Genomic DNA, 10,673 nt, shown 5'->3' with positions numbered 1-10,673 from the left:
CTTGGACAGCTCATGGGCCAGGGTGGCGCGCAGGGTGTCGGCCCACTTCGGATCGGGCAGCTTGGCCAGCGTGGCATCGGACAAGGTCACCGCGCCCACCTGCAGGCGGCGCGTGGACGCTTCCGGCAGGCGGGCCTGCGCCAAGGCCTGGGCCAGTACCTGCGAGAGGCTGGTATCGGCGCTGCCGTACAGCAGATCGGCCACGATCGCGTCGATATCGTCGCGGTCCGGGCGGTAATCCTGCACGTCAATGCGTTGCAGGGTGAGCGGATAGGAGGCGATCACCTGGCGCTCGCGGAAATCGAAGAACAGCGCCTGCAGCGCCACTTCCACCAGCACCTTGTACTGGCTGCCGATCGGCTCGACCGAGACCAGTTCGCGGTCCAGCGCGGCAGCCAGCACGGTGGCGCTGGTGGTACCGTCAAGCATCGCCACCGGCTGGTCGATCAGCTCCAGCTGCGCCGGCTTTCGCCGTTGCAGTGCCTGCCACAGGGTCTGGTTCAACGGCAGCAGACCGCGCGTTTCCAGCACGGCCTGCGCATGCGGCGTGGTCGCCTTCACGGCGGCGGCATCGGCGGTGTAAGCGAAACCGGCCCAGTAGGCCTGCTGTGATTTCTCTGCGGCCTGGGTTGCCAGCGGCCAAGCGGCCAGGCACAGCGCATAGGCAAGCAGACGCGCAAAAGCGCGCGGCGCGCTCTTCGTCCTTGAAAACATCCAACCGCTCCTCGGTCAACGCATGGAGTGCGACCGCGTTCACGTTCGCTGGGCGCGAAACATAGCCGCTCAGCGGCCCGCCGGCAAGTGCTGCCTTGGTCGGCTTCAGTTTTCCGGGACGTGGCCGGCCCGTTTCCGCAGCAGAGCACGCTCGGCGCCGTTGCTGCTCTGTGCCGCGGCAGCGGCGAATGCATCGCGCGCGTCGGCATCCCGCCCCATTGCCTGCAGCAGCTCGCCGCGCACCACCTGCAGCGGCGCATAGCCCTGCAGGCGCGCATCCACCAACAGCGGCTGCAGCAGCGCCCATGCGGCGAACGCGCCTTCGCTGCGCGATACCGCCACCACGCGGTTCAGTGCCACCACCGGCGAAGGCATCACCTGCAGCAGCTGTGCGTACAGCGCCGCGATGCGTGCCCAGTCGGTCTGCGCCGCCTGCCGCGCGGCGGCATGGCAGGCGGCAATCTGCGCCTGCAGCACGTAGGTGTCGTGCTGGCCACCGGCGGCCACGGCCTGCGCCAACGCCTGCTGCCCACGCGCGATCTGCAGCCAATCCCAGCGCGCGCGGTTCTGCTGGTCCAACAGCACCGGCATCCCGTGCGCGTCCATCCGGGCTGCCGCGCGCGAGGCCTGCAGTTCCATCAACGCCAGCAGGCCCAGCACCGGCGGCACCGGCATGCGGTGCACCAGGATACGCGCCAGCCGCAGGGCTTCCTCGCACAGCGCCGGGCGCATCCAGTCATCACCGGCGCTGGCCGCGTAGCCCTCGTTGAAGATCAGGTAGATCGCTTCCAGTACCGAACCAAGCCGCTCCGGCAGCGCATCGGCGCGCGGTACCTCATACGGCACCTGCTTCTGCGCCAGCGTGCGCTTGGCGCGCACGATGCGCTGGGCGATGGTGGGCTCGGGCTGCAGGAATGCGCGGGCGATCTCCACCGTGGTCAGGCCACCGAGCAGGCGCAGGGTCAGCGCCACCCGGGCATCGGCCGGCAGCAGCGGGTGGCAGGCCACGAACATCAACCGCAGCAGATCGTCGCCCAGGTCGTCTTCCAGCATCTGGTTGTCATCGGGCGCAGCCAGCGCGGCCGGGTGCAGCAGCTCGCCCCACTGCGCGTGTTGCTGGGCGACGCGCTGGTGCTGGCGCAGCACATCGATGGCACGGTTGCGTGCGGTGGTCATCAACCAGGCCCCCGGGTTGTCCGGCATGCCCTGCGCCGGCCAGCGCTCCAGCGCGGCCAGCCAGGTGTCCTGGGCCAGCTCTTCGGCACGGCCCACGTCACCGCCCAGCAGCCGTGCCAGGCGCGCGATCAGCACGGGCGATTCCATTCGCCACAGGGTGTCCATGCGCTGGGTCAGGGTGGGCTCGGCCATGTACCGATCACAGCATCAACGGCCGGGCCCCACAAGCGGGGCACTCACCCCGGCTCACCGTCCATGTGCGCGATTTCCCACAGATGGCCATCCAGGTCCTGGAAGCCCCGCTGGTACATGAAGCCGTAATCGCGCGCCGGTTGCGGTTCGCTGGCGCCTGCAGACACGGCTTTGTCCACCAGCACATCCACCGCCTTGCGGCTGTCGGCCGACAGGCAGGTGATCACCTCGGTCGTGGCCTGGGCATCGGCAATGGTCTTGTTGGTGAACTGCTGGAAGAACGGCTTCACCAGCAGCATCACGAAGATGCTCTCGCTGATGACCATGCAGGCCGCGTTCTCGTCGGTGAACGCGGGATTGAACTGATAGCCCAGGGCGCTGAAGAACGCTTTGGACGCGTCCAGATCCTGCACGGGCAGGTTGACGAAGATCATCTGCGGCTGCGCTGCACTCATGGTCGGGTTCCTTGTTCTGAAAAGAGGGGATTACGGCTGCTTCATGCAGTTGACCATCCACGGCTTGCCGAAGCGGTCGATCAACATGCCCCAGCGATGCGCCCAGAACGTTTCTGCAATCGGCATCTGCACCTGCCCACCTTCAGCCAGCGCGGCGAACACGCGCTCGGCCTCTTCGATGCTGTCCACGTCCACGTTGATGGTGGTTGCACTGCCCCCCTCGCCGCCGGGACCATCGGCGGCCATCAGGATCGCCGCGCCAATCTCCAGCTGGCTGTGTGCCACATGGTCCAGCGTTTCCGGTGGCATGTCGCCACACCCCGGCTCATCGGAGGGCGGCATGTCGCGGTATTTCATTTCCGAGGTGACCAGGCCGCCCAGCGCCTTGGCATAGAACGCCATGGCGTCGTGGGTCTGGCCGCTGAAGCCGAGGAAGGGAATCAGTTTCATGGCAATGCTCCGTTGGGTGGTGGCGCCGGGGCGTACCCGGCGGAGGGTCAGTTTTCCAGCTGTTCCCGCAGACGCTGTTCCTGTTGCTGTAATTCGGGGGTGAAAGCCTCGCCGAAGTCCTCGGCGGTGATCAGCGGGCGCAGTTCCAGCGCATCACCGGTCTTGAACGGGGCGCGCCGCGCCCACTCGATCGCCTCGTCCAGCGACCGCACCTGCCACAGCCAGAAGCCGGCAATCTGCTGTTCGGCCGGGCCGAACGGGCCGGATTGCACGGTGGGCGTGCCCTCACCGAACTGAATGCGGCGCCCACGCGCGGTGGCATGCAGGCCTTCGCCGGCGAGCATGATGCCGGCGGCGACCAGTTGTTCGTTGTAGGCGCCCATGGCGGTCAGTTCCGCTGCGCTGGGCATGCGCCCTGCTTCGGAATCGGCGCTGGCTTTGACGATCACCATCACTTTCATGTCGGTCTCCCGTGGGCGGCATCGGCGCGCTCTTCTCTCTAACAACGAACGAGGAGGACGGGGATCGACAGGTTCCTGGAAATTATTTTCCTGTCGCGCAGAGCGCGCCTTCGGCGGGGATCGGCGAACGGCGGAGCCCCTCCGTGGTGGGGTGGGTTGGTCGCGGAAAGCTGGGCTTACTGGTTTGGGCCGGTGGGGGTGGGGTCGCGGGACACGCCGTGAATCCATCCCTGGAGGCTCGTAGGCGCCATCCATGGCGCCTGCGGTCCCGCGGCCCCACCCCCACCGGCCTCGGACAGGTTCACGCGGCTGACCCACCACGGTAGATCAAGAGAAAAAGGCAAAAGCAAAAGCAGTCGGCGCGAGGTGCCGGCTCTGCGAGCGAAGCGACCCGCTTCTTGCTTTTGCTTTTGATTTCCCGTGGTGGGTCAGCCGCGTGAACCTGTCTGGGGCCGGGCGGGTGGGGTTGGCGGGGTATCCGCGCCATGGATGGCGCGGCTAAGCCTCCACGGACGGATTCACGGCGTCCCCGCCAACCCCACCCGCCTGGCCCTCTCGCAGGAAACCAGCTTTCCGCGACCAACCCACCCCACCACGGAGGGGCTCCGCCGTTCGCCGGTCCCCGCCGAAGGCGCGCTTTTCGCGCTGCAGCATGATTCCGCGCAAACCTGCGCCATCATGGGCACCTGCCCCGCCACGCCAGGACCGTGCCATGCAGCAGTACCTGCTCCTGATCTACATCGAACCCGCCCTGCTGCAGGCCCTGCCCAGCGAAGAGTCCAACGCGCTGATGCGCGACTGCCTCGCCCACGCCGATCAGCTGCAGGCCGCGGGCACCCTGCTGGCCGCGCAGAAACTGCAGCCGGTCGACACCGCCCAGACCCTGCGCGTGCGCGATGGCCACAGCCGCGTGCTCGACGGCCCCTTCGCCGAAACCCGCGAACTGCTGGCCGGCTTCAACCTCATCCGCGCACGCGACCGCGACGAGGCCATGCGCATCGCCCGTGACTTCCCTTGGGCCCGCTTCGGCAGCATCGAAGTGCGGCCGCTGGAAGACATGGACGCCGAGCGCGAGCGCTGCGGCGCGCCGGCGGCGGCTATGGCAGCAGCCGCACCCTGATGTCGCGCTTGCCGATGCCTTCATTGCCGCTGTAATCGCGCGCACTGCCGCGGATGATGTACTCGCCCGGCGGCAGCGCGGCCGGCTGCCAGCGCCCGGTTTCCATCAGGCCATCGCGCACGGTATTGGTGGCCAGGTAGCGGAAGCGGGTCACCGCGCTGCCATGCACGGTAATGCCGCTGTCCGGTGCATAGGCCACCTTCACCGCCTGCTTCTGCGGCGGCATGCGGTTGAACACGATGTTCCAGCGCGGCTGTTCGTAACCCTGCAGGGGCTGCCCGGCCGCGTCGAGAATCTGGTAGCCCACCTGGTACGACCCCAACCGGCGGCGCGGCAGGTTGTTGTCCACCTGGTCCCACGCCTCCACCACGATCTGCACGCCACGCCCCTGCCGGGCCAGCATCACCACGCCATCGCTGCCGGCGGCCAGCGGCTGGTCATTGTCATCCAGCAGGCCGACATCAGTGACGCGCGGTGCGAAGTGGTCGGCGTAGCCGGTGAAGCCCAGCGCCACCGCATTGGTCTCGAAACCGCTGGTGCCGACCTGCAGGTGCACGTGCGCCTGGCTGTTGATGCTGCCCAGACGGTCGCCCACATGGATGCGCGTACCGCGCCGCACGCGGATGCGCTCCAGCTTGCCGTCCTCGCCGTACAGCGGCTGCCAGCGCGCATCGAACGGCTTGCCGGCAGGCGTGCGGCCCACCCGCATGTGGATATAGCTCAGGCGCCCCACCGCCAGCCCTTCGGCCTGGCCACCCAGGCTCCAGGCCGCGATCGGGCTGCTGATCTTGCCCTCGGCGATGGCCAGCACGGTCTGCCCCACGTCGCCACGCACATCGAAGCCGCCGTGCAGGTGGTGGCGGCTCTCGCCGGTGAAGGTGCCACGCACTTCGCCCAGCGTGCCGACCACTTCATGCCAGCCCTGCTGCGGCGCCAGCGGCCAGCGCCCGCCGGTATCGGGCAGCGCGGCGTCCGCGGCCGGGCCAACCAATGCCGGTGCCGGCAGCGCGCCCACCGCCAGCGGCCGCACGCGGTGCACGCGGTAGCCGGCGGCGTCGGCCACCAGCAGGCTGCCGTCGTCCTCCACCGCCAAGCCGCTGGGTCGGGCCAGGCGTGGCAACCGGTCGTTGCCGAGCAGCGCGATCTGGTGGCCCTGTGGAGTTACCTGCACGATACGCCCGCCGAAGTCGCCCACATACAGCACGCCGTCGTGGGTCGTGGCCAGCGACAGCGGCCCGTTGATGACGCCACCGTTGCCGACCACGGTGCTCACCGTGCCATCGGCACCGACGCGGCGCACCGCGTTGTTGAAGAAGTCGGCCACCAGCAGCGCACCGTGCGCATCGAAGGCCAGTGCCACCGGTGTATCGAAGCGCGCCTCGCCTGCCACCGCATCGGCGAAACCGGGGCGATCGCCACCGGCCAGCGTGCGCACATTGCCATCGGTACCGATCACCCGGATGCGGTCGTTCCAGGTATCGGCCACGAACACCTGGCCCTGCGCGTCCACCGCGATGCCCATCGGCCCATCGAAGCGCGCCTGCGCGGCCGGGCCATCGGCATAGCCCTGCGTGCCACCAGCCACGGTGGTCACCTGGCCATCGGTGCCGATGCGGCGGATCGCGTGGTTGCCGGTGTCGGCCACGTACAGGTTGCCCTGCGCATCGGCGGCGATGCCCGACGGCGTATTGAAGCGCGCCTGCAGGCCCGGCCCATCGGCCAGGCCTTCGCCCTGCCCGGCTACCGTTTCAACGCGTCCATCGGCAAGCCGGCGGCGGATGCGGTTGTTGTCGCCGGCATCGGTGAAGTACACGCTGCCATCGGCGGTGCGCAGCACTGCATAGGGTTCGGCGAAGCGCGCCTGGGCCGGGGCGCCGTCACGGTCGCCGGGGTGGCCATCACCGGCCAGCGGTTCGATCTGCGCGGTCCAGGCCAGCGGCGTGGGCTGCGGGCCGGCAGGCGCATCCGGTGCCTGCGCGGGGCGCTCCCACCAGGTTGCGGCCAGCGCCGCTGCCGTGAGCACGACCACTGCACCCACTGCCATCCGTTGCCGCCGTGCCATCGCTTGCGTTCGCCCTGCCCTGAAGAGTCCACGACGATAGACGCTGGCTGCAACGGCGTCGAGCACGGCGCTTGTAACGGCCCTGCAATCAGGCTTCAATCGGCGCATTCCATGGAAGGGTTGCCCGCATGCCGGTTCGTGTGTCCGCCTCGTTTCCCCGCACCCTGCTGCTCACGGTGTCACTGTCGTTCGCACCGCTGCTGGGGGCCGCGAATCTTCCGCCACAGAAACTGGCCAGCGCGATGTCCGAGGCCACCCCGTCCCAGCAGTTGGAGATGGGCTGGACTGCCGCCAAGCAGGGCGATTACACGCGCGCCCGTGCACTGCTGGCACGCCTGCGCGCCGACCCGAAGCTGCCGCGCAGCGGCAATGAAACGCAGGCCAATGCCTACGAACTGGAGGCATGGCTGACGTTGGAGGACAAGCGCACCGAGGAGGCGCTTGCACTACTGCACAAGGCGCAGATGCTCACGCCTGATCGGACCTATCCGCGCGACACACGATCGCCGTTCTATGCGACCGCCGGCCGCCCTGCCGACGCGGCACGTGCCCTGTGCGAAGCTCTGGCGTGGAACGGTGACAATGCCGCTGCACGCTTCGAGCCAGTGCTGGTCAACCATCTGACGCAGGCCCTGAGGGACGACACTGCAGCGCTTCAGCCACTGCTGCAGGCGCTGTTCGATGCGCAGTGGACCGATGAGGGCCGGGATCCGCAGTACCGCTGGCAACGGCTGGCCGAACTGCAGGCCGACGCAGGCCAGACCGAGGCCCTGCAGCGCACGGTGGCGCGCATCGATCAGCCGATGCCACTGCTTCACCTGGGCATTGACCGCCGCTTCGATGCCGCGATGGCGGCCCGCGCCACACCGCTCTCCGCCGAAGCCGCACTGCCCGCCTACGTGGCCCTGCTACGTCGCAATGTGCAGGCACATCCCCACCAGCTGCCGCGTGTCACTGCGTTGCTGGTCGCCCTGCTGCACGCCGGCGACAACACGGGCCTGCTGGAAGCCAGCGCACCGTTCGCAGACGCCACGCCCGCCTTCCATGCGCACGACGATGATGCCCTGATGGAGATGGCCTGGCTGCTCAACCTGCGTGCGGAGGCACAGCGCCGACTGGGCCAGACCGACGCGGCCGTCGCCACCCTGCGCCACGCCATGTCCTTCGGCCCGGGCGGCCATGCCGCCGTGGGCCAGCAGTTGAACCTGGCCCTGTGGCTGGCCGATGACCGGCAGCCCGCGCAGGCCCTGGCCCTTATCGAAGAACTGCACGCCATCAGCGACTACGGAAAAAGCGTGGCCGACCTGGTCCGGGTGGTCGCCTACCAGCAACTGGGGGACCCGGCGGCCGTGGCACGCGCGACCGCCGCCATTGCAGGTCGCAAGGGCAATGATCGCGATCCTTACCTGCATGCGCTGCTGGCCCAGGGCCGCCAGAACGACGCCGCAGCAGAGCTGATCCGACGTCTGCGCGATGCGGCTACCCGCCAGAACATGCTGCAGGAGGTGCAGCAGTACGGTGATATTCCGAGGTGGCCACTGGCCGCCGAACGTGACGTGCTTCTGCAGCAGGTGCTGCAGCGCGCCGATGTAGGCGAGGCCATCGCCGCCGTCGGCACACGCGGGCGGCATGCGCTCTACCCCTTCGAGTAGACCCTACTTCGCCGGTACTTCGCTGCGGATGCCCATCGCCTCGCGATAGCGCGCGTACAGGGCCATCACCTTGTCCACGTAGGCCAGGGTTTCGGCATACGGCGGCACGCCCTTGTAGCGGGTGACCGCGCCGATGCCGGCGTTGTAGGCGGCCGCCGACAGCGCGCGGTCGCCGTTGTAGCGGCGCAGCAGGGCACGCATGTAGCGGGCACCGCCGTCGATGGACTGCTGTGGCGAGAACGGGTCGCGCACGCCGTATTCCAGCGCGGTATCGGGCATCAGCTGCATCACGCCCTGCGCGCCCTTGCTGGAGACGGCCAGCGCATCGAAGTTGCTTTCGGCATGGGCGATCGCACGCAGCCAGGCGTCGTCGACGCCGGTGGCCTTGGCGGCGGCCTTGAACTGTCTGGCGTGCGGCGCCAGCTGCGGCTTGCCGACCTTGCCCAGGCCCTCGTGGGCGGGCTCACCGGGCGGGGTGGCGACGGTGAATTTCAGGAACACCCGCGAACCGGGCAGATTGCGGGTGGAATAGACCAGCGTGCCGTCCTGCTCACGCTCATACAGCACGCCGCTGAAGACCCCCATGTTGCCCCACAGGTTGGGGGCCTGGATGGCGTTGTCTTCGATCTCCTTCGGCGTACAGCGCGAGCCGGGCTCTGGTGCGGTGGCCAGGCTGACTGTGTTGCCCTGCACGCAGCGGTACACGGTGCGGGCGCTGGCCAGGCCCGGCAGCAGCAACAGCGCAATGAGGAGGGGGCGGAAGGACATGGCGGCCGGATGATCCAGCCGCGCCCGCGAATTCCGGGTGAATGGGGTGGGTTTTGGCAGGGCTGCGCCCTGCACCTGCCGAATCAACGTCAACGTCAACGTCAACGTCAACGTCAACGTCAAAGGCAGAAGCTGGCTATCCGTGGGATGGCGGGGTGGGTCCGGTTGAGGGGGACGCTGCAAGTACGTCCATGTAAGCTCGGTCGCCGCATCCATGCGGCTCACGCCCCCTCAACCGGACCCACCCCGCCTTCGACAATTTCCTGCGAGCTGTTGGAACGGCAAGGGGTCGGATCCCGTTGCTGCGCAACGGGCTCTGGCCCCACGTGGGAAAACGATGGCTTACTTCGCCTTTCTGCTCCGCAGCCAGTACCCCACGCCCAGCAGCACGAACCACACCGGGCTGGCCAGCAGCGCCTGGCGGGTGTCCGCCTGCAGGCTCAGCAGCACCAGCACACCTGCAAAGAACACCAGGCAGGCCCAGCACATCGCAATGCCGCCCGGCATCTTGAAGATCGATGCCGCATGGCGTTCCGGGTAGCGGCGGCGATAGACCATGTAAGCCACCAGGATCAGCGACCAGACGAAGATGAACAGCACGGTGGCCAGCGTGGTCACCAGGGTGAAGGCGGTCACCAGGTTGGGAATCAGGTAGATCAGCAGCGTACCCCCCAGCAGGCACAGGCACGAGAACAGCAGGCCGCGGGCCGGCACCGCTGCGCGCGACAGACGCGACAGACCGCGGGGCGCGTGGCCCTCCTCGGCCAGGCCGTACAGCATGCGGCTGGTGGAAAAGATGCCGCTGTTGGCCGACGAGGTGGCCGAGGTCAGCACCACGAAGTTGATCAGGCTGGCCGCAGCGGGAATGCCGGCCAGCACGAACAACTGCACGAACGGGCTCTTGTCCGGCACCACCTGGCGCCACGGCGTCACCGCCATGATCGCCACCAGCGCCAGCACGTAGAAGATGATGATGCGTACCGGGATGGAATTGATCGCCTTGGGCAGGTTGCGTTCCGGGTTCGCGGTTTCCGCAGCGGTGGTGCCCACCAGCTCGATGCCGACGAAGGCGAACACCGCAATCTGGAAACCGGCGAAGAAGCCCACCAGCCCCATCGGGAACATGCCGCCGTCATTCCACAGGTTCGACAGCGAGGCGGTGTGGCCGCTGGGCGAGGTGAACCCCCACGCCACCAGCCCGGCGCCGGTGATGATCAGCGCGCAGATCGCCACGATCTTGATCAGCGCGAACCAGAATTCCATTTCACCGAACAGCTTCACGGTCACCAGGTTCAGCCCCAGCAACAGCAGCACGCACAACAGCGCCGGTATCCACGCAGCCAGTTCGGGGAACCAGAACTGCGCATAGGCGGCGATCGCGATCACATCGGCGATGGCCGTTACGATCCAGCAGAACCAGTAGGTCCAGCCGCAGAAGAAGCCGGCCCATGGACCCAGCAGATCGGTGGAAAAATCAATGAAGGATTTGTAGTTCAGATTGGACAGCAGCAGCTCGCCCATCGCCCGCATCACGAAGAACAGCATCGCGCCGATGATGAGGTAGACGAAGATGATGGACGGCCCGGCCAGGCTGATCGTCTTGCCCGAGCCCATGAACAGGCC

The 10,673-nt window shown here is 67.9% G+C and carries 9 protein-coding genes and 1 pseudogene; 2 read left to right on the top strand and 8 right to left on the bottom strand.

The genetic code is table 11. The features are described from left to right. From RTY46_RS19010 to RTY46_RS18990, 5 genes and pseudogenes are all read right to left on the bottom strand, one after another. A pseudogene (locus RTY46_RS19010) lies at positions 1–714 on the bottom strand (hypothetical protein); the annotation flags it as partial. Between the two features lie 105 nt (positions 715–819). Further along, the gene (locus tag RTY46_RS19005) at positions 820–2,082 is read right to left on the bottom strand and encodes a sigma-70 family RNA polymerase sigma factor (protein WP_312710336.1); all 1,263 of its coding nucleotides are present in this window, start codon (positions 2,080–2,082) and stop codon (positions 820–822) included. 44 nt (positions 2,083–2,126) lie between these two features. Next, on the bottom strand, positions 2,127–2,537 hold the full coding sequence (locus RTY46_RS19000) for a VOC family protein (RefSeq protein WP_312710335.1): 411 nt from the start codon (positions 2,535–2,537) through the stop codon (positions 2,127–2,129). A 30-nt stretch (positions 2,538–2,567) separates the two neighbouring features. Beyond that, entirely contained in the window at positions 2,568–2,987 is a 420-nt protein-coding gene (locus RTY46_RS18995) for a VOC family protein (protein WP_312710334.1), read from the bottom strand. Positions 2,988–3,034: 47 nt separating this feature from the next. Beyond that, entirely contained in the window at positions 3,035–3,448 is a 414-nt protein-coding gene (locus RTY46_RS18990) for a YciI family protein (protein WP_312710333.1), read from the bottom strand. A 712-nt stretch (positions 3,449–4,160) separates the two neighbouring features. Between RTY46_RS18990 and RTY46_RS18985 the strand changes: the two genes are divergently transcribed. Continuing rightward, positions 4,161–4,568, top strand: a complete 408-nt coding sequence (locus tag RTY46_RS18985) for a YciI family protein (RefSeq protein WP_312710331.1) — start codon at positions 4,161–4,163, stop codon at positions 4,566–4,568. Here RTY46_RS18985 and RTY46_RS18980 read toward each other — a convergent pair. After that, on the bottom strand, positions 4,546–6,630 hold the full coding sequence (locus RTY46_RS18980; RefSeq protein WP_312710329.1) for a gluconolaconase: 2,085 nt from the start codon (positions 6,628–6,630) through the stop codon (positions 4,546–4,548). The genes RTY46_RS18985 and RTY46_RS18980 overlap by 23 nt on opposite strands. A 128-nt stretch (positions 6,631–6,758) precedes the next feature. On the opposite strand from RTY46_RS18980, the gene RTY46_RS18975 reads away from it, so the two are divergent. Then, a complete protein-coding gene (locus tag RTY46_RS18975) occupies positions 6,759–8,282 on the top strand; it encodes a hypothetical protein (RefSeq protein ID WP_312710327.1) in 1,524 nt (507 codons plus the stop codon). 3 nt (positions 8,283–8,285) lie between these two features. Here the strand turns inward: RTY46_RS18975 and RTY46_RS18970 are convergent, their stop codons facing one another. Next, complete coding sequence (locus tag RTY46_RS18970) at positions 8,286–9,050, bottom strand: lytic transglycosylase domain-containing protein (protein WP_312710325.1); 765 nt, start codon at positions 9,048–9,050, stop codon at positions 8,286–8,288. Between the two features lie 342 nt (positions 9,051–9,392). After that, positions 9,393–10,673 (bottom strand): D-serine/D-alanine/glycine transporter (gene cycA, locus RTY46_RS18965; protein WP_312710324.1); only part of this gene is annotated, 1,281 nt, incomplete at its 5' end.

Origin of the sequence: Stenotrophomonas sp., assembly GCF_032056425.1 — a bacterium.
In the GTDB taxonomy this organism is placed as follows: domain Bacteria; phylum Pseudomonadota; class Gammaproteobacteria; order Xanthomonadales; family Xanthomonadaceae; genus Stenotrophomonas.
This window is presented reverse-complemented; position numbering and strand designations above follow the sequence as displayed.